The sequence below is a fragment of the Zeimonas sediminis genome (assembly GCF_023721795.1).
GTDB lineage: Bacteria > Pseudomonadota > Gammaproteobacteria > Burkholderiales > Burkholderiaceae_E > Zeimonas > Zeimonas sediminis.
The window spans coordinates 357,364-380,659 of the sequence record NZ_JAMQYE010000002.1; the positions used below are offsets into that span (position 1 = coordinate 357,364).

Below are 23,296 nucleotides of genomic sequence, written 5' to 3' on the forward strand. Positions count from 1 at the left end.
TCTCCGGTCGGGAAATCAGGCGTCCGGCCGCCAGGGCTGGCCCAGCGATACCGGAGAATTCAGGCGGATCTTCTGTCGATTGCGCGAGATTGCCACGAGCACGATCACCGTGGCCAGATACGGCAGCGCGCTGAGGAACTGCGAGGGGATCTCGATCTGCAGGCCCGAGCCCTGCAGGAAAAGCTGCGCGACCATGACGCCGCCGAACAGGTAGGCGCCGAAGGCGGCGCGCAAGGGGCGCCAGGTCGCGAACACGACCAGCGCCAGCGCGATCCAGCCCTTGCCGGCCACCATGCCCTCGGCCCACAGCGGCGTGTGGAACACCGACAGGAAGGCGCCGGCCACGCCGGCCATCGCCCCGCCGAACAGCGTGGCCAGCCAGCGGATCCGCAGCACCGGGTGGCCGATCGCGTGCGCCGAGGCCGGCGACTCGCCGACCGCCCGCAGCACCAGCCCGGCCCGGCTTCGCGACAGGAACCAGGCCACCGCGGCGATCAGCAGCCAGGAAACGTAGACCAGCCACTGGTGGGAGAACAGCGCCGGCCCGAGCAGCGGCAGGTCGGCCAGCAGCGGGATCCGCGTGGCCGGCACCGCCGCCAGCGACTCGGACTCCCAGGCCTTGCCGACGAAGGCGGACAACCCGACGCCGAAGATCGACAGCGCGAGCCCGGCGGCCACCTGGTTGGCGGTGAGCGTGAGCGCGAGGAAGGCGAAGATCGCCGACATGCCGGCCCCCGCCAGCAGGCCCGCGCCGACGCCGGCTGGTGCGCTGCCCCAGGTGTGCGCGGCGGCGAAGCCGGCCACCGCCCCGACCGCCATCATCCCCTCGACGCCCAGGTTCAGCACGCCCGCGCGCTCGGCCACCAGCTCGCCGAGCGCGGCCACGACCAGCGGCGTGCCTGCCACCACGGTGGCGAACAGGATCGCGGCGAGCAGCCCGTTCTCCATCGGCTCAGCCCGCCAGCCTGGGCGCGCGCAGGCGCAGCCGGTACTGCACGAAGACGTCGGCGCCCAGCAGGAAGAACAGCAGCATCCCCTGGAAGACCTTGGAGATCGACGAGGGCAGGTTCAGGTACTGCTGCGCCTGCTCGCCGCCGATGTACAGCAGCGCCATCAGCAGGCTGGCCAGCCCGATGCCCGCCGGGTGCAGCCGGCCGACGAAGGCCACGATGATCGCCGCGAAGCCGTACTGGTTGGACACGTGCTCGGTGAGCTGGCCCATCGGGCCCGCGACCTCGGCCATGCCGGCAAGGCCTGCCGCCGCGCCGCCGGCGAGCATGCCGATCCAGACCGCCCGGGCCACCGGAAAGCCGGCATAGCGCGCCGCGGCCTCGGCCTGCCCGGCCACCTGCATCTGGAAGCCGGCGAAGCTGCGCTGCATGAACACCCAGGCGGCGATCAGCGCCCCGATCGCGACCGGGAACGCGAGGTTCAGCCGCGTGCCCTCGAGCAGCAGCGGCAGCAGCGCGGCCTCCTCGAACATCACGGTCTGCGGGAAGTTGAAGCCGGCCGGGTCCTGCCAGGGTCCGTGCACCAGCCACGACGCGCCGAGCTGGGCCACGTAGACCAGCATCAGCGAGACCAGGATCTCGCTGGCGTTGAAGCGGGTCTTCAGCAGCGCCGGGATCGCCGCCCAGGCCGCGCCGCCGAGCGCGCCGGCCACGAACATCGCCGGCAGCAGCCAGGCCGCCCCGCTGTCGTGCGCGGCCAGCGCCAGGCCGGTTGCGGCGATCGCGCCGACCACGAACTGGCCTTCGGCGCCGATGTTCCACACGTTCGCGCGGAAGCCGACCGCCAGGCCCGCCGCGATCAGCGCGAGCGGCGTGGCCTTGAGCAGCAGCTCGGCGATCGCATAGCCGTCGCGCAGCGGGTTGAGGAAGAACACCGACAGGCCCTCGAGCGGGTCCTTGCCGAGCGCGAGGAAGACCGCCGCGACGCCGGCCACCGTGAGCAGCGCGGCAACGAGCGGGGAAAGCCATCGCCAGGCCGGCGACGGCGCGGGCCTCGCCTCGATGCGCGGCTGCCAGGGCCGGCGCCTCGCGCGCTCAGCTTGCATCCCAGCCTCCGCCCATCCAGCGCCCGATCTCCTCGATGCCGGTCTCGGCGACCGGCCGCAGCGGCGACAGCCGGCCCCCGGCGATCACCGCGATCCGGTCGCAGATCTCGAACAGCTCGTCGAGTTCCTCCGACACGACCAGCACCGCCGAGCCGGCATCGCGCAGGTCGACCAGCTGCTGGCGCAGGAAGGCGGCCGCGCCGACGTCCACGCCCCAGGTCGGCTGCGCCACGACCAGCAGGCCCGGCTTTTGCAGGATCTCGCGCGCGACGATGAACTTCTGCAGGTTGCCGCCCGACAGCGAGCCGGCGCTGGCCTGCGGCCCCGGCGCCTTCACGCCGAAACGCGCGATGCAGTCGGCCGCGAAGCGGCGCGCGGCGGCGAAGTCGATCAGGCCCGCGCGGCGCATGCCCTTGCGGTGCGCGGTGAGGAGCGCGTTCTGCACGAGGCTCATCCGCGGCACCGCGCCGCGGCCCAGGCGCTCCTCGGGCACGAAACCGAGGCCGAGCTCGCGCCTGCGCGCCACGCTGTAGCGGCCCGCCTCGTAGCCGAACAGCCGGATCGGCTGCGCGCTGTCGAGCGGCTCTTCGCCCGAGATCGCCCGGAGCAGCTCCTGCTGGCCGTTGCCGGATACGCCTGCGATGCCGACGATCTCGCCGGCCCGCACGTCGAGCTCGATCTCCTTCAGGTCGACGCCGAACGGATCGTCGCTGGGCCGCGACAGACCGGCGAGGTGAAGACGGGTCTCGCCGCCTTCGGCCGGCCGGCCGTGGCGGGGCACCGGCAGCTCGTCGCCGATCATCATCCTCGCCATCGACGCCGGCGTCTCCTCGGCCGGCACGCAGCGGCCGGTCACGCGGCCGGCGCGCAGCACGGTGGCCGAATGGCAGAGCTCGCGGATCTCGTCGAGCTTGTGGCTGATGTACAGGATGCTGCAGCCCTCGGCCGCGAGCTTGCGCAGCATGCCGAACAGGCTCCGGACCGCCTGCGGCGTGAGCACCGAGGTCGGCTCGTCCATGATCAGCAGCTTCGGGTTCTGCAGCAGGCAGCGGATGATCTCCACCCGCTGCCGCTCGCCGACCGACAGCGCGTGGACCAGTCGATGCGGGTCGACCGGCAGGCCGTAGCGCTGCGACACCGCCTCGATCCGCCGCGCCAGGTCGGCGAGGTCGGGCCTGCCGGGCAGGGCCAGCGCCGCGTTCTCGACGACGGTCAGCGACTCGAACAGCGAGAAGTGCTGGAAGACCATGCCGATGCCCAGGCTGCGCGCGTGGGCCGGGTCGCGAAGCACGACCGGCATGCCCTCCCAGAAGATCTCGCCGGCGGTCGGCTGGACGACGCCATAGGCGATCTTCATCAGCGTCGACTTGCCGGCGCCGTTCTCGCCGAGCACGGCGTGGATCTCGCCCGGGGCGACGTCGAGGTCGATGTCCTCGTTGGCGACGACGCCCGGGTAGGCCTTGCCGATGCCGCGCAGCGAGAGGCGGGCGGGCAGGCCTTCGGGCATCGCGCGGGGCTCAGGCCCTGGTGGAGGCGTCCGGCGCCGGTTCGCCGCGCGCCAGGCCCTTGGGCAGCGGGAAGGTCATGTGCTCTTCCACGCCGGGCAGCGCCCGGACGCTGCCCACGCCGAGCTCGCGCAGGCGCGCGACCAGCTGCTCGACCAGCACCTCGGGTGCCGACGCCCCCGCGGTGACGCCGATCCGGCGCTTGCCGGCCAGCCAGGCGGGGTCGAGCTCGGCGGCCGAGCCGATCAGCTTCGCCTCGCAGCCGAGCTTCTCCGCGACTTCGCGCAGGCGGTTGCTGTTCGAGCTGGTGGGCGAGCCGATCACCAGCACCAGGTCGCACTGCGGGGCCATGAACTTGACCGCGTCCTGGCGGTTCTGCGTGGCGTAGCAGATGTCCTGCTTCTTGGGCTCGGCGATCGCCGGGAAGCGCGCCTTCAGCGCCTCGATGATGCCGCGGCAGTCGTCGACCGACAGCGTCGTCTGCGTGACGTAGGCCAGGCGGGACGGATCGGCGACCTGCAGCCGGGCGACGTCCTCGGTGGTCTCGACCAGATGGATGCCGTCGTCGGCCTGGCCCATCGTGCCCTCGACCTCGGGGTGGCCGGCGTGGCCGATCATGACCACCTCGCGGCCCTCGCGGCGCATCTTGGCGACCTCGACGTGCACCTTGGTGACCAGCGGGCAGGTCGCGTCGAACACCTGCAGGCCGCGCCCCTCGGCTTCGTCGCGCACCGCGCGGGACACGCCGTGCGCCGAGAAGATGACGACCGATCCGGCCGGCACCTGGTCGAGCTCGTCGACGAACACCGCGCCCTTGGCGCGCAGCTCGCCGACGACGTGGTCGTTGTGGACGATCTCGTGACGAACGTAGACCGGCGGGCCGAATCGCTCGAGCGCGCGCTCGACGATCTCGATCGCCCGGTCGACGCCGGCGCAAAAGCCCCGCGGCTGGGCGAGCAGCGCAAGCGTATCGGCCATCAGAGGATTCCCAGGATGCGGACTTCGAAGCGCACCCGCTGGCCGGCCAGCGGGTGGTTGAAGTCGAACAGCGCGTAGCGTTCGGTGAGCTCCTTCAGCACGCCGGCGAAGCGACCGCCGTCGGCGGTCGGGAACTCGACCAGGTCGCCGGGCTGGTAATCGCTGCCCGGCTCGACGTTGGCGTCGAAGGTGGCGCGCGACAGCTTCTGGACCAGCTCCGGATTGCGCGGCCCGAAGGCGTCGTCGGCCTCGAGCTCGAAGATCTCGTGCGCGCCGTCGGCCAGGCCCAGCAGGCAACGCTCGAGCGGCTCGGCCATCTGGCCTAGGCCCAGCTGAAGCGTGGCAGGCCGCTCGACGAAGGTATTAATGACGTCCGCCCCCGACTCGGCCAGACTGAGCCGGTAATGCAGGGTCAGGTAGGAGCCGGGCGCAACCCTCGCGGGGCTGCCGGCGTCGCCGGGCGAGGCGTCGGGCGATCGGGTGTTCATGCCCGCCATTCTAAGGGATGGGTGGCCGCCGCACCCGGCTGAGTGCGGGGTCTTGCCGCCGGCTCGGCCCCTGCCCTGCCTGGCCGGTTTCCTGCAGTTTCCCCGCACTCTTCCCCGAACCATTCCCGGACCCTGTCCGGACGACTCGAGCGACACCATGACGATCACCGAATGGCCGACCGATCAACGTCCCCGCGAGCGCCTGCTGGCAGGCGAGGCGGCGCGGCTCTCCGACGCCGAACTGCTGGCGGTGCTGCTGCGCACCGGCATGCCGGGCCGCAGCGCGGTCGACCTGGGCAACGAGCTGCTCGCCGAATACGGCGGGCTGCGCGGGCTGCTGTCGGCCCGGCAGGAGCATGCGCTCGCCCGTCCGGGGCTAGGGCCGGCGCGCTGGGCGCTGCTGCAGGCCTCGGTCGAGCTGTCGCGGCGCTCGCTGCGCGAGGAACTGCGCGCCCGCGACTCGCTGCAGTCGCCCGGCACGGTCCGGGACTTCCTCGCCCTGTGGCTGCGCGACCGCGGCTACGAGATCTTCGCTGGGCTCTTCCTCGACAGCCAGAACCGGCTGATCTCGGCCGAAGAGCTGTTCCGCGGCACGCTGACCCAGACCGCCGTCTACCCGCGCGAAGTCGCCCGGCGGGCGCTCGAGCTGAACTGCGCGGCGATCATCTTCGCGCACAACCACCCGTCAGGCGTGGCCGAACCCAGCGCCGCCGACCGGATGCTGACCGACGCGCTGCGCGCGGCGCTGCGCCCGCTCGACATCCCGGTGCTCGACCACCTGATCGTGGCCGGCAACCGCTGTTACTCGTTCGCCGAGGCGGGGCTGCTGTAGGCGACTCACTTGCCTGGCGCGGCCAGGTTCACCTATAATGGCGAGCTTTGCTGGATCCGAGCGGGTCCACCGCAACCCGAGCCGGGCCTCCGTACTGCGGAATTGCCCCTGGCCCTCGTGCCTGAGAGCTCCCCGTTAGCGAGATCCTGACAGGAACACTGATCATGGCCAAAGTCTGCCAAGTCACCGGAAAAGCGCCGATGGTCGGCAACAACGTTTCGCACGCGAACAACAAGACCAAGCGTCGCTTCCTGCCGAACCTGCAATACCGCCGCATCTGGGTCGAGTCCGAGAAGCGCTGGGTGCGCCTGCGCATCACCAACGCCGGCCTGCGGATGATCGACAAGGTGGGCATCGACACGGTCCTGGCCGACCTGCGCGCCCGCGGCGAAGCCTGAGCGATACGAAGCTCCCCGAACAAGCGAGGCAAACATCATGCGCGACAAGATCAAGCTCGAGTCGACGGCCGGCACCGGCCACTTCTACACGACCACCAAGAACAAGCGGAACATGCCGGAGAAGATGGAGATCAAGAAGTTCGATCCCGTCGCCCGCAAGCACGTGATCTACAAGGAAACGAAGATCAAGTGATCTTCGTTTCCTTGCAGTGAGCGAAAAAGCCCCGCGATGCGGGGCTTTTTCGTTGGCGGGGCCGGCCCGCCCGCGACGCGGGCCTCAGCTGGCCGTGTAGGACCTGACCCGCCGCGACATCTCCTGCAGCGACCGGATGCCGCTCGCCTCGGCGCGCTGGCACCACTGCTGCAGGTGCGCCACCAGTTGCTCGCGGCTCAGGTTCGAGCGCTCCCAGAGCTTGGCGAGCTCGCGGCGCATCTCGACCATCTTCTGCAGCCGCTCGCTGGCGGCGAAGATCTCGGCGACCCGCGCCTTCTGCTGCTCGCTCCAGCGCGCGGTGTCCCAGTGCAGCCACCTGCGGGCCGAGGCGACCAGCTTGCCCTCCGGGCGCTGCGCCAGGCGCCGCGCCTCGTCGGCGCAGGCCTGCCTGAGGGTGCGGGCGTAATGGGCCATCACGTCGTAACGGTGCGCGATCACCGCCTGCACGGTCTCCAGGTCGATCACCGGCCTGGCCTCGGCGAACTTCGGCTTGGGCACCGTGCGGCGCACCGTGGCCAGCCCGAGCATGGCCAGGATCCGGATGTACATCCAGCCGATGTCGAACTCGTACCACTTGACCGACAGCTTGGCCGAGCTGGCGAAGGTGTGGTGGTTGTTGTGCAGCTCTTCGCCGCCGATCAGGATGCCCCACGGGAAGATGTTGGTGCTCGCGTCGGGACAGTCGAAGTTGCGGTAGCCCTTGGCGTGGCCGAGCCCGTTGATCACGCCCGCCGCCCAGACCGGGATCCACAGCATCTGCACCGCCCAGACCGCCAGCCCGATGACGCCGAACGCGGCCACCGTGCCGATCAGCAGCAGCGAAACGCCCAGCACCGGATGCTTCGAGTAGACCTTGCGCTCGACCCAGTCGTCGGGCGTGCCGTGCCCGAACTTCTGCAGCGTTTCCAGGTTGCGCGCCTCGGCCCGGTACAGCTCGGCGCCTTCGAGCAGCACCTTGCCCAGGCCCCAGCGCACCGGGCTGTGCGGATCCTCTTCGGTCTCGCAGCGCGCGTGATGCTTGCGGTGGATGGCCGCCCATTCCTTCGTGACCATGCCGGTGGTCAGCCAGAGCCAGAAGCGGAAGAAATGCGATACGACCGGGTGCAAGTCCAGCGCACGGTGGGCCTGGCAGCGGTGCAGGTAGATCGTGACCCCGGCGATCGTCACGTGCGTGGCGGCCAGCGTGTAGAGCACGATCTGCCACCAGGCGGCGTCGACGAGGCCCTGGTCGAGGAAGCGAAGCAGGAAGTCCAGCAAGAAGAAGTCTCCAGGTCAGACGGCGGGCGGCCGAACGGCCGCCTCGATGGGCAGCGCCGGGCGGCAGGGCGAGGCTCGGGAGGCACCGCCCATGGCCGCGGCTCGGGGGAATGATAACCGCCGCGCCGCGTTCGGCGCAGCCTCTTCCGTCGCGCCGCGACGACTCAGCGCGCCCGCTTCCAGCGCGCCGCGAAGAAGCCGTCGACGCCGTCGCGGTGCGGCAGCAGTCGCAGCAGGCCCGGCGGGTCGCCATCCGGATCGGCCGGATCGATCCCGGCGCCCTGGGCCGCGAGCGCGGTTCGGGCGGGCTCCCGGACGAACTCCGGATGGGCCGCCTCGAAACGCTCGGCCTGCCGCTCGTTCTCCTCGGGCAGCAGGCTGCAGGTCGCGTAGACCAGCACGCCGCCGGGCTTGACCAGCCGCGCGGCCGCTTCGAGGATCGACTGCTGCTGCTCGAGCAGCCTGCCCAGCGAGGTCGGGTCGCCGCGCCACTTCAGGTCCGGGTTGCGGCGCAGCGTGCCGGTGCCGCTGCACGGCGCGTCGACCAGCACCGCGTCGGCCCGGCCGGCCAGCCGCCCCAGCTTCGGGTCGCGCTCGCTGTCGATCGCCATCGGCTGCACGTTGGTCGCGCCGGCCCGCTGCAGCCGCGGCCGCAGCCGCAGCAGCCGCTGCGCGGAAACGTCGCACGCGAAGACCTGCCCGGTCGAGCGCATCGCCGCCGCCATCGCGAGCGTCTTGCCGCCGGCGCCGGCGCAGAGGTCCACCACGGTCTGGCCGCGCTTCGGGCCCACCAGCATCGCGAGCAGCTGGCTTCCGGCATCCTGCACCTCGACCAGGCCCTCGACGAAGGCGCGGCTGGCCTCGAGCGCCGGCTTGCCCTTCACCCGCAGCGCCAGCGGCGCGATCGCGAGCGGGTCGGCCTCGATGCCGTCCTCGGCCAGCGTGGCGATCGCCGCGTCGCGCCCACCCTTCGCGTCGTTCACGCGCAGGTCCAGCGGCGCCGGCTCGAGCAGCGCCGCAGCCAGCGCCGCTGCATCGGCGCGCGACTCGATCGCTGGGGCGAGCCAGTCGGGCAGGCTGAAGCGGATCGCGAAGGGCAACGTGGCCGGATCGATGTCGCGGGCCCGGGCCAGCCAGTCGGGCGGCGAACCGTCGGCGCGCTCGGAGCGTACCGGCAGCCCGCGGCGGATCCGCGACACCGCGGCGAGCCGCTGCGCGATCGGACCGTCGCCGCTCTGCGCGAGGTGCGCGTACAGGCGCCGGTTGCGCAGCACGTCGAACACGGTCTCGGCGACCGCGGCGCGATCGCGCCGGCCCATTTCCGGATGCTCGCGGAAGAAGCGCCGCAGCGCGGTGTCGGCCGGCATCGTCATCGGCAGCACCGCCTCGAGCGCGCGCACGTCGACCGGGGCGCGCGCCGCGCCGGCCGTCGGTCTGCCGGCGCCTTGGCCGCCGCCGCGCGCCGCGCCCCGGGGCGGCTTGCCGGCGCCCGGGCCGCGCGAGCCCGCGCCGCCGGCGCGCTTGCGATCCCGCCCGCTCACGTCGCGCTCCAGACCAGACGCGAATCGCCCGCCGCGCCCCCGGCAGGGCCCTCGCCCCGCGGCAGCAGCCTGACCCGCCGGCCCTCGACATGCAGCCGGCCCTCGACGAACCAGCGCACCGCCATCGGGTAGAGGCGGTGCTCGGCCTCGAGCACCCGCGCCTCGAGCGTCTGCTCGGTGTCCTCGTCGCGCACCTCGACCGCCGCCTGGGCGAGGATCGGGCCGTCGTCGAGCTCGGCGCCCACGAAATGCACGGTCGAGCCGTGCACCCTCACCCCGGCGGCCAGCGCGCGCCGGTGGGTGGCCAGGCCCGGGAAGGCGGGCAGCAGCGACGGATGGATGTTCAGCATGCGGCCGGCGTAGCGCCGCACGAAGCCGTCGGTCAGGATGCGCATGAAGCCGGCCAGCACGATCAGGTCGGGCGCCAGCGCGTCGATCTCGGCAGCCAGCGCGGCGTCGAAGGACTCGCGATCGGCATGCTCGCGATGGTCGACCACGCGCACCGGCAGGCCGAGCTCGGCGGCACGGGCCAGCCCCTCGGCGCCGGGCCGGTTGCCGATCACCGCGACGATCCGGGCGGGCCAGGCCTCGGCTTCGCAGGCCCGCGCGATCGCGACCATGTTCGAGCCGCGCCCCGAGATCAGGATCACGATTTTTTTCATCGTGGAATTCTATCATCGAGGCTGGGCGAATCGGCCGGCAAAGCCTTATAATTCAAGGTTTTGCATCGCCGCCCCAGCCCCTCCCGGAAACGCGCCCCGATGGAAGTCTTCCGACGCCTGCCCCCGCCCGATCGGCGGCGCCCCTGCGCGCTGACGATCGGCAACTTCGACGGCGTGCACGTCGGGCATCGCGAGATGCTGGCGCAGCTGTCGGCGGCGGCGCGCGCGCGCGACCTGCCGGTCTGCGTGCTGACCTTCGAGCCGCATCCGCGCGAGTGGTTCGCTGCGCATCCCCGCCCCGGGGCCGCGCCGGTCACGCCGCCGGCCCGGATCAGCACCAGCCGCGACAAGCTCGAGGCGCTGGCCGAGTGCGGCGTGGACCGCGTCTGCATCGCGCACTTCAACGCCTCGCTGGCCTCGCAGCCGGCCGGGGAATTCATCGAGCGCATCGTGGTCGAAGGCCTGCAGGCCCGCTGCCTGATGGTCGGCGACGACTTCCGCTTCGGCGCCCGGCGCCGCGGCGACTACGACATGCTCGCCGAAGCCGCCCCGCGCTTCGGCTTCGACCTGATGCGCCAGCCCACCGTCGAGCGCCACGGCGTCCGCGTGTCCAGCTCGGCGGTGCGCGACGCGCTCGCCGCCGGCGACTTCGATCGCGCGCGCAGCCTGCTCGGCCGGGCGTACACGATCAGCGGCCGCGTGATCCACGGCCGCAAGCTGGGCCGCGACCTGGGCTTTCCCACGCTGAACCTGCCGGTGCGCTTTCCGCGCCCGGCGCTCAGCGGCATCTTCGTGGTGCAGGTGCACGGCCTGGGCGACGCGCCGCTGCCCGGCGTGGCCAGCCTCGGCACGCGCCCCGCGGTCGAGGAGAACGGCGCCCTGCTGCTCGAGGTGCACCTGTTCGACTTCTCGCGGCAGGTGTACGGACGGCGCGTGAGCGTCGAGTTCCTGCACAAGCTGCGCGACGAGGCCCATTACGATTCGCTCGACCTGCTGGTGGCGCAGATCCGCCGCGACGAGGACCAGGCGCGCGACTGGCTCGCGCAGCACGCCTGAGCCCCGAGCGCCCGAGCCACCGAGCCCGCCGCGAATTTCCCGAACGATCCCCGATCCCGAACCGATTTCCCCGAGAGAACAACGAGATGTCCGAAGGCAAACAAGGCAAGCCCGCCGCGTCGTACCGCGACACGCTGAACCTGCCCGACACGCCGTTCCCGATGCGCGGCGACCTCGCCAAGCGCGAGCCGCAGTGGACGAAGCAGTGGCAGGAGAAGGGCATCTACCGCGCGATCCGCGAGGCCTCGAAGGGTCGGCCGGTCTGGGTGCTGCACGACGGCCCGCCTTACGCGAACGGCGACATTCACATCGGTCACGCGGTCAACAAGATCCTGAAGGACATCATCGTCAAGAGCCGCAACATGGCGGGCTTCGACGCGCGCTACGTGCCGGGCTGGGACTGCCACGGCATGCCGATCGAGATCCAGATCGAAAAGCAGTTCGGCAAGAACCTGCCGGCCGACGAGGTGCAGGCGAAATCCCGCGCCTACGCGACCGAGCAGATCGAGCGCCAGAAGAAGGACTTCATCCGGCTGGGCGTGCTCGGCGACTGGGACAACCCGTACAAGACGATGGCCTTCGGCAACGAGGCCGACGAGCTGCGCGCGCTCGGCAAGATCCTGAACAAGGGCTACGTGTTCCGCGGCCTGAAGCCGGTGAACTGGTGCTTCGACTGCGGCTCTGCGCTGGCCGAGGCCGAGGTCGAGTACGCCGACCGCACCGACCCGTCGGTCGACGTCGGCTTTCCGTTCGAGCCGGCCGAGCTGCCGAAGCTCGCGAAGGCCTTCGGCCTGCCCGCTCTGCCGATCGAGCGCGGCTACGCGGTCATCTGGACGACCACGCCGTGGACCATCCCGGCCAACCAGGCGCTGAACCTGCACCCCGAGTTCGACTACGCGCTGGTGCGCGTGGCCGACTGGCAGGGCGCGCCGGCGCTGCTTGTCGTGGCGGCCGACCTGGTCGAGGCCTGCCTGAAGCGCTGGAAGCTCGACGCCGAGGGCAGCTGGCAGGTGCTCGCGAAGTGCAAGGGCCAGGCGCTCGAGCTGATCGCGTTCCGCCATCCCTTCGCCGACCGGCTTTCCCCGGTCTACCTGGGCGACTACGTGACGCTCGACTCCGGCACCGGCCTGGTCCACTCGGCGCCGGCCTACGGCGTCGAAGACTTCGCTTCGTGCAAGCAGCACGGCATGAAGGACGACGAGATCCTGCAGCCGGTGCTCGGCGACGGCACCTATGCGAGCTGGCTGCCCGACTTCGCCGGCCTGTCGATCTGGGACGCCAACCCGAAGATCGTCGAGCACATCCGCGCACACGGCTGCCTGTTCTCGGTCGAGAAGTACCCGCACAGCTACATGCACTGCTGGCGGCACAAGACGCCGGTCATCTATCGCGCGTCCAGCCAGTGGTTCGCGGGCATGGACGTCAAGCCCGTCGACGGCGAGGAAACCCTGCGCGAGACCGCGCTGCGCGGCATCGAGGCCACCCGCTTCTATCCGGCCTGGGGCAAGGCGCGGCTGCACGGCATGATCGCCAACCGGCCCGACTGGACGCTGTCGCGCCAGCGGCAGTGGGGCGTGCCGATGGCCTTCTTCGTGCACAAGGAAACCGGCGAGCTGCATCCGCGCACGCCCGAGCTGATCGAGGCGGTCGCGCAGCGCATCGAGCGCGAAGGCATCGAGGCCTGGCAGCGGCTCGACCCGCAGGAACTGCTCGGCGACGAGGCCGCGCACTACGTGAAGAACCGCGACACGCTCGACGTCTGGTTCGACTCCGGCACCACGCACGAGACCGTCCTGCGCGGCTCGCACAAGGACCAGTCGACCTTCCCTGCCGACATGTACCTCGAGGGCAGCGACCAGCACCGCGGCTGGTTCCACTCGTCGCTGCTCACCTCGTCGATGCTCAACGGCGAGCCGCCCTACCGGTCGCTGCTCACGCACGGCTTCGTCGTCGACGGCCAGGGCCGCAAGATGTCCAAGTCGGTCGGCAACGTGATCGCGCCGCAGAAGGTGTCCGACACGCTGGGCGCCGAGATCCTGCGCCTGTGGGTGGCCAGCACCGACTACTCGGGCGAGCTGTCGATCTCCGACGAGATCCTCAAGCGGGTCGTCGAGGCGTACCGGCGCATCCGCAACACGCTGCGCTTCCTGCTGGCCAACGTGTCCGACTTCGACCCGGCCAAGGATTCGGTGCCGCTGGACCGGATGTTCGAGATCGACCGCTACGCGCTGGCGATGACCGCGGCCTGGCAGAAGTCGATCGAGGCCGACTACGAGGTCTTCGAGTTCCACCCGGCGGTCGCGAAGATCCAGACCTTCTGCTCGGAAGACCTCGGCGCCTTCTACCTCGACATCCTGAAGGACAGGCTGTACACGACCGCGCCCGGCTCGCTGGCGCGGCGCTCGGCGCAGACCGCGCTGCACGCGATCACCGATTCGTTGCTGCGGGTCGTCGCGCCGATCCTGTCCTTCACCGCCGAGGAGGCCTGGCCGCTGTTCGCGCCGAAGCTCTGGAAGGCGGGCGGAGAGACGATCTTCGCGCAGACGTACCGCGCCTTCGAGGCCCAGCCCGATGCCGAGGCGCTGCGCGCGAAGTGGGAGGCGATCCGCGCGGTGCGCGCCGACGTGCTCAAGCGACTCGAGGAAGTGCGCGCGGCCGGCGGCATCGGCTCCTCGCTGCAGGCCGAGGTGGTCCTGCACTTGCACGGTGACCGGCACGACGCGGTCACCTCGCTCGGCGACGACCTGCGCTTCGTGCTGATCGTGTCGGCCGCCCGCGTCGAGCGCGCAGCCAGCGCCGACGAGACTGCGATCGTCGTGGAGCCGAGCGCCCACCAGAAGTGCGAGCGCTGCTGGCACTGGCGCGAGGACGTCGGCGCCGATCCGGAGCATCCGTCGATCTGCGGGCGCTGCGTGTCGAACCTGCACGGCGACGGCGAGCCGCGCGAGTTCGCCTGATGGCCTCGCGCGGCGCGCCGAACCGGCTCGGCCGGCACCTCGGGCTGGCCGCGGCGCTGATCGCGCTCGACCAGCTCACCAAGTGGATCGCGGTGCGCGCGCTCGACTTCGGCGAGCGCGTGCCGGTCATCCCCGGCTTCTTCGACTTCACGCTGGTCTACAACCGCGGCGCGGCCTTCAGCTTCCTGGCCGGTGCCGGCGGCTGGCAACGCTGGTTCTTCACCGGCATCGGCATCGCGGCAGCGGTGTTCATCGTGTGGATGCTGGCGCGCCACGGCTCGCAGCGGCTGTTCGCGTTCGCGTTGTCGCTGATCCTGGCCGGCGCGATCGGCAACGTGATCGACCGCGTCTGGCAGGGCAAGGTCACCGACTTCGTGCTGCTGTACTGGCGCGACTGGCACTGGCCGGCGTTCAACGTCGCCGACATGGCGATCACGTTCGGGGCGGCGCTGCTGATCCTGGACGAGATCCTGCGCGTGCGGCGCGCGCGCTGAGCGGAACGAGCCGCGCCCGCGCTGGGCCGAGGGCGCCGCGCCCGCGCGGCGGCTAAGCGAAGCCGTGCCGCGCGTGCCACTGCGCGAGCGATTCGTCCGGGTAGTCGTCGAAGCACCGATCGCCTTCCCGGACCTCGGGTTCGACCCAGCTCGCCTTCGAGCCGAGCATGATGTGCACCCGGTCGGGCGGCACCGGCAGCGGCGTGTCGATCGCTGACGCATGCGGGTGCACCAGCCCGGGCCAGGTCGGGTCGTAGAGCCACAGTGCGCTGCCGCAGCGGCTGCAGAAGCTGCGCTCGCCGGTGCTGAGGCTGCCGTCGTCCAGCCGGGCGCGGTAGACCGACAGGTTCTCCTCGCCGGTCACCTTCAGGCTTCGCCGGTCGGCGCCCAGGTTGATCGCGTAGCCGCCGCCGCCGGCCGTCTTGCGGCAGATCGAGCAGTAGCAGCGCATGAAGGGATACGGGGACGCGGCGGTCACGGTGAAGCGCACCGCGCCGCAGTGGCAGGATCCGTTCAGCTTCATCGGCTTCATGGTCTTCTCCGGCAGGCGCGGGACGACCGAGCCTACTTCGGCGCGGCCGGCCTGAGCAAGGCAAGCGAGAGCGCCGACGCGCTGCACGCCATCGCCAGCCATTGCAGCGGCCCCAGCGGCTCGCCGTGCACGATCGCGCCCGAGACCATCGCGACCACCGGCACCATCACCGACGACAGGCCGGCCACGTTCGCCGGCAGCAGGCCCACGATCGAGAACCAGATCACGTTGCCTATCGTGATCGGCACCAGCACGATGTAGGCGATCACCGCGATCGACTGCCAGCTCGGCACGAACCAGTCGTGGTCGCCGAAGGCCGCCGCGCCGACCAGGATCGGCCCCGAGGTCACCAGCAACTGCCAGCCGGTCAGCACCGTGGTCGGCACCGGCACCGGCCTGCGCTTGAGCAGCAGCGTGCCGACCGCCCAGCCCAGCCCGGCGAGCAGGCCCAGCGCGAGCCCCAGCGGCGCGTCGGCGTAGGCGCCGAAGTTCGGCACCATCAGCAGCACGACGGCGGCTGCGCCGAGCGCCACCGCCAGGATCAGCCGCGGCGTCAGGCGCTCGCCGAGCAGGGCCCACGAGATCAGCGCGGCCCACAGCGGCATCGTGAAGCCCAGCACCGCCGCCTGCCCCGACGGGATGATGATCGCCGCGTAGGTGCTGGCCAGGTTCCAGACGACCAGGTAGACCAGCGAAGCGGCGACGACCACCGGCCAGTGCTCGCGCGGGATCGCGAGCGACTGGCCGCGGGCCCGCGCGACCGACAGCAGGATCAGCCCCGAGGCGGGCATCGCGATCGCCCGGAAGGTCCAGACCGAAATCTCGCGCATCGCCAGCGGGAACATCGGCCAGTTCGTCCCCCAGATCAGCGTCAGGGCGGCGAGCAGGATCAGCGCGCGGTTGCGGGTGGTCATTGGCGGGAAGCGCGGCGGTTCGGCCGAAAACGGGATGCGGGCCGGCGCTCGCCGTGCCGGCACGAGCCCGCTCGCCCGGAGAATGGGAGAAGATCGGTCATTCTGCCCTTTCCGTTCGCCGGCCCACGAATTGCGAAGCTTTCTCGGAATCCTCGGCCGCTGGGCGCGCTGGGCGCTGCCGGCCGGCGTGTTCGTCGGCGTCGCCCTGCCCGACCTGGCGGCGCTGCTGCGCCCGCTGCTGAGCGCCGCAGTGATCGGCACGCTCACCGCGGTGCTGCTGCGGCTCGACTGGGAGCACCTGGGCGCGGCGCTTCGCCGGCCGGCGCTTCCGGCGGCGATCGCCGCCTGGCAGCTGCTCGCCTCGCCGCTGATCGCCTGGGGCGCGAGCCTGCTTCTCGGCCTGCCGCCCGACCTGCGGCTGCTGCTCGTGCTGCAGGCCGCCGCGCCGCCGATCGGCTCGGCCGCGGTGTTCGCGATGATCCTGGGGCTCGACGGCGTGCTGGCCGTCGTCGCCACGGTCGCGACCACGCTGCTGCTGCCGCTCACGCTGACGCCGCTGGTCGGCCTGCTGTTGCCCGGCGCCGGCGTCGAGGTCGACCTCGCCGCCTTCTTCGCCCGGGTCACCGCGCTGGTGCTGCTGCCCTTCGCGCTCGCCTGGGGCCTGCGGCGCCTGCTCGGCATGCAGCGGCTCGCCCGCAACGGCGACCTGCTCGGCGGCGTCAACGTGCTGCTGCTGGTCGTGTTCGCGATCGCCGTGATGGACGGCGTGACCGACAGGCTGCTGCGCGAGCCGGCCTTCATCGGCATGCTGCTCGCGCTGGCCTGCGTGGCGACGGCGCTGTTGCACGTCGCCGGCTACCTGCTGTTCCGGCGCGCCGGCGTCGCCTCCGGCTATGCGGCCGCGATCATGAGCGGCAACCGCAACATGGGCCTGATGCTGGTGGTGACCGCCGGCACCGCCGGCGAGGCCTTCTCGCTGTACGTGGGAATCGCCCAGGTCCCGATGTACTTCGCGCCCCTGCTGCTCGCCCCCTTCCTGCGGCGAAGCTTGCGCCGGCGCTGAGCCGGCCGGCGCGCGGAGCGACTCCCGCCGCGGCCAGGCGCGCTCAGCGCGCGCCGGGATCGAGCCGGGCCGCGTCGATCGCCGCGCCCACCCTCGCGGAATCGCCGACCTCCTCGGCCAGCAGCAGGCAGAGGCGGGCCAGGAACAGCGACTCGCGCTCGGCCCCGGCCTCGGTGACGGCCTGGCAGATCCGGGTGTAGGCGTCGTCGCGCTCGGCCTCGGTCAGCGTTGGTCGGTTCATCGTCGCGTTCATCCTGTGAGCGCCGGCTGCGCCGGGCCGGCGGCGGGCGACCCGAGGGCGCGGGCGAGCGCCGCGATCACCGCCTGCGCGTCGATCGCGCGCCAGCGGGCGCAGACGTTGCCGTCGGGCCGGAGGAGCCAGGCACTTCCGGGCCTGGCATCGTAGAGCGCCGCGAAGCGCCCGGACGCGTCGACCGCATCCGCCGCGGCCGTGCCCTCGCCGCCCGCAGGAGCGATCGTGACCACCGCCAGGCCGCAACCCGGCGGCGAATCGGCGAGGATCCGCGCCGCGTCGCCGGCCGGGCCGGCACCTCCTCCGTAGCAAAGCAGGGTGAAGCCGTCGCCGGGCAGCTGCGTCAGGTGAACGACCGCGCCCGCGGCGTCGCGCAGCGGACACTCGGCGAGCGCCTCGCCGGGCGCGCCCGCGGAGGCCCCGAATTCGCCGGGCCGGTCCGGCGTATTGAGCGGGGAATCCGGGTACGGAATAGAACTGGATTGCCTCGGATTGATCAGCGAGCGCAGGGCCGGATGTCCGGCCGCCAGCGAGAGCACCGCGTCGCGCATCAGCTCGAAGCCGCGCGAGGGCGGCGCCATGAACTCGGTGCTCTTCGTGGCCTGCGCGATGTTCTGCCGCCAGGCATGGCGGCGCTCGAGCGAATAGCTGTCGAGCAGGCGCTCGGACCCGCCCGGGGGCAGGCCGCCGCGCGCTCCGTTGCCGCCCGCCGCCCGAGCGAGCTTCCACGCCAGGTTCCAGGCGTCCTCGAAGCCGCTGTTCAGGCCGCGCACGCCGAAGATCGGCACCAGGTGCGCCGCGTCGCCGGCGAACAGCACCCGGCCGTGGCGATAACGCTCGAGAGACACCGCGCTCGCGCGGTACATGCTGATCCAGATCGCCTTCCAGTCGCCGGTGAAGCCGAGCATCGCGAGCTGGGCCCGGATCACCGGCAGCACGTTCTCGGGCCGCACCGCCTCGTCGGGATCCTCGTCGGGCCGCAGCTGGTAGTCGATGCGCCACAGGTCGTCGGGCTGGCGGTGCATCAGCACGGTGCGCCCCGGATTGGCCGGCGGATCGAACCAGGCGAGCCGCTCGGTGGGCAAACCGAGGTCGGCCTCGATGTCGGCGATCACGTAGCGGCCCTCGTAGCTGGTGCCCGACATCTTCAGGCCCAGCTGGTCCCGGACCAGGCTGCGCGCGCCGTCGCAGGCGACCAGCCAGTCGGCGTGGACCGCGTAGCGCCGGCCCGCGGCTTCCAGCGCCAGCTCGACGCCGTGGTCGCCGGCGCTCACTGCCAGGACGCTCGTGCCCCAGCGGACCTCGACCAGCTCCGGGTGCTTCGCGATGCCGTCGAGCAGGAACTGCTCGATGTAGTACTGCTCGATGTTGGTCATCGGCGCGAGCCGCTGGTCGGCGTCGTGCGGCATCAGGAAGCGAAGCACCTCGGTGTCGCGCCAGAAGCTGCGACCGCCCGTCCAGGCCAGTCCCTTGTCGACGAAGGCCGGCAGCACGCCCAGCCGATCCAGGATCTCGAGGCTGCGTCGCGACAGGCAGATCGCCCGGCTGCCGACGCAGACCGTCTCGTCCGCCTCGACGACCAGCGAGGGCACGCCCAGGCGCGCGAGGCCGAGCGCCACCGCCAGCCCCACCGGGCCGCCGCCCGCGACCACCACCCTGTGACGCGTGGCCTCCCGCCCGTCGCGCAGCGCAGGCAGGCGCGCCGGGTGGCGCCGGTATTCGAAGGCCCCGAGCCGATCGGGTGTCCGGAGCTGCATCCCCTCTCCTGCGAGCCGCTTTTCTTCTCGAAGCGCAAGATTAACAGCGCGGCCCGCCCGGGGGCGCCCGCCCGGCCGATGTGCTATACAGCGCCCATGAAGCTCGAAGGCAAACGAATCCTGCTCGGGGTCACCGGCGGCGTGGCCGCCTTCAAGGCCGCCTTCCTGGCCCGCGAGCTGCAGCGCCGCGGCGCCGCGGTGCAGGTCGCGATGACCGAGGCCGCCACCCACTTCGTGGGCACCGCCACCTTCCAGGCGCTGACCGGCCAGCCGGTGTTCACCGACCAGTGGGACACGCGCATCGACAACGGCATGGCCCACATCGAGCTGTCGCGCGCGGCCGACGCGCTGCTGGTCGCGCCGGCCAGCGCCGACTTCCTGGCCAAGCTCGCCAACGGCCTGTGCGACGACCTGCTGTCCACGCTGTGCCTGGCGCGCGACTGCCCGCTGGTCGTGGCGCCGGCGATGAACCGGCAGATGTGGGCGCATCCGGCCACGCAGCGCAACGTCGCGCGACTGCGCGACGACGGCGTGAGCTTCTTCGGCCCCGACTCGGGCGACCAGGCCTGCGGCGAGACCGGCGAGGGCCGGATGCTCGAGGCCGAGGACCTCGCCGAGGCGATGGAAGCCTTCTTCGTGCCGAAGCGGCTGGCCGGGCGCCGCGTGCTGCTCACCGCCGGGCCGACCTTCGAACCGATCGACCCGGTGCGCGGCATCACCAACCTGTCGTCGGGGCGCATGGGCTTCGCGATCGCGCGCGCCTGCCGGCAGGCCGGCGCCGAGGCGGTGCTGGTGGCCGGCCCCACGGCCCTGCCCACGCCGATGGGCGTGACGCGAATCGACGTGACCACCGCCGAGCAGATGCACCGCGCGGTGATGCGCGAGCTCGACGCCGGCCGCTTCGACGTCTTCGTGGCGGTGGCCGCGGTGGCGGACTGGCGGGTCGCGAACCGCAGCGCCAGCAAGCTGAAGAAGACCGACGGCGGCGGACCGCCAGCGCTCGAGTTCGCGCAGAACCCGGACATCCTCGCCGAGGTCGCGCGCCGGCCCGACGCTCCCTGGTGCGTCGGCTTCGCCGCCGAGAGCGAGGACCTCGAGGCCAACGGCGCCGCCAAGCGCGAGAAGAAGGGCGTGCCGCTGCTGGTCGGCAACATCGGCCACGAGACCTTCGGGCGCGACGAGAACGAGTTGCTGCTGATCGATGCCGCGGGCAGCCGAAAGCTCCCGCGCGCGAGCAAGGACGCATTGGCGGCCGAACTGGTCGCCGAGATCGCGACCCGGTTGCCGAAGGCCCGCGCGTGAACAGGAACGAGGCCCCGCTCGACGCATCGGAGCCGCCGGGCGGGGACTTCGTCCGCTACGTCGAGCAGCTGAATGCGCGGACGGCCGAGCAGGCGGCCGGCCCGGCCCAGCCTTCCGCGACCGCACGGCCTTCCACCACCGAACGGCCCTCCACGACTGCAGGGCCTCCCGCGACCGCACGACCTGCCGGGGCTGCGCGAGCTTCCGCGCCGACGCGGCCCGCCCCGACGACGCGCGCCGGCGAGTACGCCCGGCCGCCTGCACGGCACTGGCCCGCCGGGCCCGCCCGCGCGCTGGCGCTGGCGGCCGGCGCGTGGTGGCTGATCGGCGCCGGCATCGCGCTGGTCCTGATGTCGGTGCTGGATGGCGGGCCCGCGGTCGACACGATGCTGCCCGGCCTGCTGGTGCTGGGCACCGGCCTGGTACTCCGAAAGCGCACCACGAAGAAACCGACGAAATGAGACTCGACGTTCGAATCCTGGACGAGCGGCTGCGCAGCCAGATGCCGCACTACGCGACCTCCGGCAGCGCGGGCCTGGACCTTCGCGCCTGCCTCGACGCGCCGCTCGTGCTCGCGCCCGGCGACGCCCGGCTGATCCCGACCGGCATGGCGATCCACCTGGGCCACCCCGGCTACGCGGCGATGATCCTGCCGCGCTCGGGCCTGGGCACGAAGCACGGCATCGTGCTCGGCAACCTGGTCGGCCTGATCGACTCCGACTACCAGGGGCCGCTGATGGTCTCGTGCTGGAACCGGGGCAACGCGGCCTTCACGATCGAGCCGATGGAGCGCATCGCGCAGATGATCGTCGTGCCCGTGGTGCAGGTCGAGCTGGACGTCGTCGATTCGTTCGAGGCCAGCGAGCGCGGCGCGGGCGGCTTCGGCAGCACCGGCAGCCTCTGAGCGGCCGGCGCGCCGGATTCCGGACGCGGCGCGCGCCCGATCGCCACCTGCCCGAGGTGGCTGTCCGCCTTGCCATGAAGCGCCTGCCCGCCTTGCCATGAAGCGCCTCCCCTCCCTGCGATGAAGCGCCTGCTGATCGTCTGGTGGTCGATGACCGGCGGCACGCGACAACTGGCCGAGGCCGCCGCGGCCGGCGCGCGCGACGCGCTCGAGCAGGCCGAGGCGAGCGCCGAGGTCCAGGTCGTGCTGGCGCGCGCCGACCATGCCGGCCCCGACGACGTGCTCGGCGCGTCGGCGCTGCTGGTGGCGACCCCGGAGAACCTCGCCACGATGGCCGGCGTGAGCAAGGACTTCTTCGACCGATGCTGGTATCCGGTCCTGGACCGGGTCAACGGCCTGCCCTTCGCGGCGATCGTCTGCGCCGGCTCCGACGGCCAGGGAACGATCCGGCAACTGCAGCGCTTCGCGACCGGCTGGCGGCTTCGGCAGGTGGCAGATCCGCTGCTGGTGATCACGCACGCGCAGACGCCCGAGGCGATCCTCGCGCCGAAGAGGATTCCGGAAGCCGAACTTGCGCGGGCCGCCGAGCTCGGGGCGACGCTGGCGGCGGGACTGGCAGTCGGCCTCTGGTAACGGCCGCCGGCCGGGCGGGACGCGGCGATCGAGCCGGCGGGCGCCGGGAGCGAGGGTCAGCCCGCCGCGGCCTGTCCGACGATCGTCTCGAGCCTGCGCACGTCCGCCACGAACAGGCGGATGCCCTCGGCCAGCTTGTCGGAAGCCATCGCGTCCTCGTTGACCGCGAACCGGAAGTGCTTCTCGTCGAAGCGCTCGCGCTCGACCGGCTGCGCCTTCGCGGCCTCGGGGTCGAGCGCGCGATCGAAGGGCGCGTCGGAGGCCTTCAGCTGCTCGAGCAGCTCGGGGCTGATCGTGAGCAGGTCGCAGCCAGCCAGCGCCAGCACCTGGCCGGTGCTGCGGAAGCTGGCCCCCATCACCTCGGTCTGGTAGCCGAACTTCTTGAAGTAGGTGTAGATGCGCCGAACCGACTGGACGCCGGGGTCGTCGGCCGGAGCGAAGTCGACGCCGTCGCGCTTGCGGTACCAGTCGTAGATGCGGCCGACGAAGGGCGAGACCAGCGTGACGCCTGAGTCGGCGCAGGCAACCGCCTGCGGAAAGGAGAACAGCAGCGTCAGGTTGCAGCGGATGCCCTCGTTCTCGAGGCGCTCGGCGGCCCGGATGCCCTCCCAGGTGGACGCGACCTTGATCAGCACCCGCTCGCGGGACACGCCGGCGGCCTCGTACAGGCCGACCAGGGCGTGGGCCTTCGCGATCGTGCCCTCGGTGTCGAAGGACAGCCGGGCATCGACCTCGGTGGACACCCGACCCGGCACGATCGACAGGATCTCGCGGCCGAAACGCACCAGCAAGCGGTCGCACAACGCCTCGACCGGCTCGCCGCGATGGGCGGCCACGGTCTCCTCGACCAGCGACCGGTACTCGGGCTTCTGGACCGCCTTCAGGATCAGCGACGGATTGGTCGTGGCATCGCGCGGCGCGTAGGCCCGCATCGCGTTGAAGTCGCCGGTGTCGGCGACCACGGTGGTCCACTGCTTCAGTCTGTCGAGCGCGCTCATCGCGTTCTCCTCAGGCCGGTGCGCAGCGCGGCGATCGACGCGAGGCACAACAGCGCGAACAGCGCGGCGCTCCAGGCGGCGAACGGCAGCCCGAGCAGCGGCGCGTTCGCATCGGCGCAGGAGGCCGTCGCCTCGAACAGGGCCGGGAACTTCTCGTCGAGACCGGTGCGCAGCAGGAAACGGTCGGCGAAGGTGTAGGCGCAGGAGTCGGCCTTCGACGCGACGAACTGCTGGTGCAGCGCCGCCCACACGCCGCCCGCGGCCAGCAGCACGACGAGCGCGCCGGCCAGCGCGAAGGCGGCGCGCACCGGCCGCAGCGCCGCGGCGAGCAGCGCCGCGGCCGCGACCGCCAGGAAGATCACCCGCTGGAAGGTGCACCAGGCGCAGGGCTCCATCCCGAAGGCGTGCTGAAGCACCAGCGCCAGCGCGACCGCGCCGGCAGCGAGCACGGCGACTGCGGTGAAGATCGATCCAGGCGAACGCGGCATTCGGCTCTCGGCTA

The 23,296-nt window shown here is 71.9% G+C and carries 25 protein-coding genes; 11 read left to right on the plus strand and 14 right to left on the minus strand.

The window, feature by feature from the left end:
- Positions 1–15 precede the first annotated feature (15 nt).
- Genes M6I34_RS17085 through M6I34_RS17105 form a run of 5 tightly spaced genes read right to left on the minus strand, consistent with a single transcriptional unit; the run spans position 16 to position 5,027 of the window.
- Positions 16–948 (minus strand): ABC transporter permease, encoded by a 933-nt coding sequence (locus M6I34_RS17085; protein WP_272487015.1) that lies wholly within the window; start codon positions 946–948, stop codon positions 16–18.
- 4 nt (positions 949–952) lie between these two features.
- Positions 953–2,056: an ABC transporter permease gene (locus M6I34_RS17090; protein ID WP_272487016.1), complete on the minus strand. Its 1,104-nt coding sequence runs from the start codon at positions 2,054–2,056 to the stop codon at positions 953–955.
- Positions 2,046–3,563, minus strand: a complete 1,518-nt coding sequence (locus M6I34_RS17095; protein WP_272487017.1) for an ABC transporter ATP-binding protein — start codon at positions 3,561–3,563, stop codon at positions 2,046–2,048. Before M6I34_RS17095 ends, M6I34_RS17090 begins: the two co-directional genes overlap by 11 nt.
- A 10-nt stretch (positions 3,564–3,573) precedes the next feature.
- Positions 3,574–4,539 (minus strand): 4-hydroxy-3-methylbut-2-enyl diphosphate reductase, encoded by a 966-nt coding sequence (gene ispH, locus M6I34_RS17100; RefSeq protein ID WP_272487018.1) that lies wholly within the window; start codon positions 4,537–4,539, stop codon positions 3,574–3,576.
- A complete protein-coding gene (locus M6I34_RS17105; protein ID WP_272487019.1) occupies positions 4,539–5,027 on the minus strand; it encodes an FKBP-type peptidyl-prolyl cis-trans isomerase in 489 nt (162 codons plus the stop codon). Before M6I34_RS17105 ends, ispH begins: the two co-directional genes overlap by 1 nt.
- Before the next feature lie 157 nt (positions 5,028–5,184).
- Between M6I34_RS17105 and radC the strand changes: the two genes are divergently transcribed.
- The 3 genes from radC to rpmG all read left to right on the plus strand — a co-directional run bounded on the left by radC (position 5,185) and on the right by rpmG (position 6,450).
- The gene (radC, locus tag M6I34_RS17110) at positions 5,185–5,859 is read left to right on the plus strand and encodes a RadC family protein (RefSeq protein WP_272487020.1); all 675 of its coding nucleotides are present in this window, start codon (positions 5,185–5,187) and stop codon (positions 5,857–5,859) included.
- A gap of 164 nt (positions 5,860–6,023) precedes the next feature.
- Entirely contained in the window at positions 6,024–6,257 is a 234-nt protein-coding gene (gene rpmB / locus M6I34_RS17115; protein WP_272487021.1) for a 50S ribosomal protein L28, read from the plus strand.
- 37 nt (positions 6,258–6,294) lie between these two features.
- Complete coding sequence (gene rpmG / locus M6I34_RS17120; RefSeq protein ID WP_147704130.1) at positions 6,295–6,450, plus strand: 50S ribosomal protein L33; 156 nt, start codon at positions 6,295–6,297, stop codon at positions 6,448–6,450.
- Between the two features lie 84 nt (positions 6,451–6,534).
- On the opposite strand, the gene M6I34_RS17125 is transcribed toward rpmG, so the two are convergent.
- The 3 genes from M6I34_RS17125 to purN all read right to left on the minus strand — a co-directional run bounded on the left by M6I34_RS17125 (position 6,535) and on the right by purN (position 9,931).
- Positions 6,535–7,728, minus strand: a complete 1,194-nt coding sequence (locus M6I34_RS17125; RefSeq protein ID WP_272487022.1) for a DesA family fatty acid desaturase — start codon at positions 7,726–7,728, stop codon at positions 6,535–6,537.
- Positions 7,729–7,892: 164 nt separating this feature from the next.
- The gene (locus M6I34_RS17130; protein ID WP_418953571.1) at positions 7,893–9,101 is read right to left on the minus strand and encodes an RsmB/NOP family class I SAM-dependent RNA methyltransferase; all 1,209 of its coding nucleotides are present in this window, start codon (positions 9,099–9,101) and stop codon (positions 7,893–7,895) included.
- Positions 9,102–9,265: 164 nt separating this feature from the next.
- Positions 9,266–9,931 (minus strand): phosphoribosylglycinamide formyltransferase, encoded by a 666-nt coding sequence (gene purN / locus M6I34_RS17135; RefSeq protein ID WP_272487024.1) that lies wholly within the window; start codon positions 9,929–9,931, stop codon positions 9,266–9,268.
- 99 nt (positions 9,932–10,030) lie between these two features.
- On the opposite strand from purN, the gene M6I34_RS17140 reads away from it, so the two are divergent.
- The 3 genes from M6I34_RS17140 (at position 10,031) to lspA (ending at position 14,438) form a co-directional block, all read left to right on the plus strand.
- A complete protein-coding gene (locus M6I34_RS17140) occupies positions 10,031–10,987 on the plus strand; it encodes a bifunctional riboflavin kinase/FAD synthetase (protein ID WP_272487025.1) in 957 nt (318 codons plus the stop codon).
- Between the two features lie 86 nt (positions 10,988–11,073).
- On the plus strand, positions 11,074–13,944 hold the full coding sequence (ileS, locus tag M6I34_RS17145) for an isoleucine--tRNA ligase (RefSeq protein ID WP_272487026.1): 2,871 nt from the start codon (positions 11,074–11,076) through the stop codon (positions 13,942–13,944).
- Positions 13,944–14,438: a signal peptidase II gene (gene lspA / locus M6I34_RS17150; protein WP_272487027.1), complete on the plus strand. Its 495-nt coding sequence runs from the start codon at positions 13,944–13,946 to the stop codon at positions 14,436–14,438. Before ileS ends, lspA begins: the two co-directional genes overlap by 1 nt.
- Before the next feature lie 52 nt (positions 14,439–14,490).
- Here the strand turns inward: lspA and M6I34_RS17155 are convergent, their stop codons facing one another.
- Both M6I34_RS17155 and M6I34_RS17160 read right to left on the minus strand, forming a co-directional pair.
- Entirely contained in the window at positions 14,491–14,961 is a 471-nt protein-coding gene (locus tag M6I34_RS17155) for a GFA family protein (protein ID WP_272487227.1), read from the minus strand.
- A gap of 41 nt (positions 14,962–15,002) precedes the next feature.
- Positions 15,003–15,884, minus strand: coding sequence for a DMT family transporter (locus tag M6I34_RS17160; protein ID WP_272487028.1), 882 nt, complete (start codon positions 15,882–15,884; stop codon positions 15,003–15,005).
- Between the two features lie 130 nt (positions 15,885–16,014).
- Between M6I34_RS17160 and M6I34_RS17165 the strand changes: the two genes are divergently transcribed.
- Positions 16,015–16,947: a bile acid:sodium symporter gene (locus M6I34_RS17165; RefSeq protein ID WP_272487029.1), complete on the plus strand. Its 933-nt coding sequence runs from the start codon at positions 16,015–16,017 to the stop codon at positions 16,945–16,947.
- 43 nt (positions 16,948–16,990) lie between these two features.
- Here M6I34_RS17165 and M6I34_RS17170 read toward each other — a convergent pair whose 3' ends face one another.
- On the minus strand, positions 16,991–17,188 hold the full coding sequence (locus tag M6I34_RS17170) for a DUF2783 domain-containing protein (RefSeq protein WP_272487030.1): 198 nt from the start codon (positions 17,186–17,188) through the stop codon (positions 16,991–16,993).
- Positions 17,189–17,196: 8 nt separating this feature from the next.
- Complete coding sequence (locus M6I34_RS17175; protein ID WP_272487031.1) at positions 17,197–18,957, minus strand: FAD-dependent monooxygenase; 1,761 nt, start codon at positions 18,955–18,957, stop codon at positions 17,197–17,199.
- 96 nt (positions 18,958–19,053) lie between these two features.
- On the opposite strand from M6I34_RS17175, the gene coaBC reads away from it, so the two are divergent.
- From coaBC to M6I34_RS17195, 4 genes are all read left to right on the plus strand, one after another.
- Positions 19,054–20,259 carry a bifunctional phosphopantothenoylcysteine decarboxylase/phosphopantothenate--cysteine ligase CoaBC gene (coaBC, locus tag M6I34_RS17180; RefSeq protein ID WP_272487032.1) on the plus strand — a complete coding sequence of 402 codons (1,206 nt, stop codon included), beginning with the start codon at positions 19,054–19,056 and terminating at the stop codon, positions 20,257–20,259.
- Positions 20,256–20,720 carry a hypothetical protein gene (locus tag M6I34_RS17185; RefSeq protein WP_272487033.1) on the plus strand — a complete coding sequence of 155 codons (465 nt, stop codon included), beginning with the start codon at positions 20,256–20,258 and terminating at the stop codon, positions 20,718–20,720. Before coaBC ends, M6I34_RS17185 begins: the two co-directional genes overlap by 4 nt.
- On the plus strand, positions 20,717–21,163 hold the full coding sequence (gene dut / locus M6I34_RS17190; protein WP_272487034.1) for a dUTP diphosphatase: 447 nt from the start codon (positions 20,717–20,719) through the stop codon (positions 21,161–21,163). The genes M6I34_RS17185 and dut overlap by 4 nt, the downstream gene beginning before the upstream one ends.
- 120 nt (positions 21,164–21,283) lie before the next feature.
- On the plus strand, positions 21,284–21,796 hold the full coding sequence (locus tag M6I34_RS17195) for a flavodoxin family protein (RefSeq protein WP_272487035.1): 513 nt from the start codon (positions 21,284–21,286) through the stop codon (positions 21,794–21,796).
- 56 nt (positions 21,797–21,852) lie between these two features.
- Here M6I34_RS17195 and tal read toward each other — a convergent pair whose 3' ends face one another.
- Both tal and M6I34_RS17205 read right to left on the minus strand, forming a co-directional pair.
- Positions 21,853–22,794: a transaldolase gene (gene tal / locus M6I34_RS17200; RefSeq protein WP_272487036.1), complete on the minus strand. Its 942-nt coding sequence runs from the start codon at positions 22,792–22,794 to the stop codon at positions 21,853–21,855.
- Positions 22,791–23,282 (minus strand): disulfide bond formation protein B, encoded by a 492-nt coding sequence (locus tag M6I34_RS17205; protein WP_272487037.1) that lies wholly within the window; start codon positions 23,280–23,282, stop codon positions 22,791–22,793. Before M6I34_RS17205 ends, tal begins: the two co-directional genes overlap by 4 nt.
- Positions 23,283–23,296 lie beyond the last annotated feature (14 nt).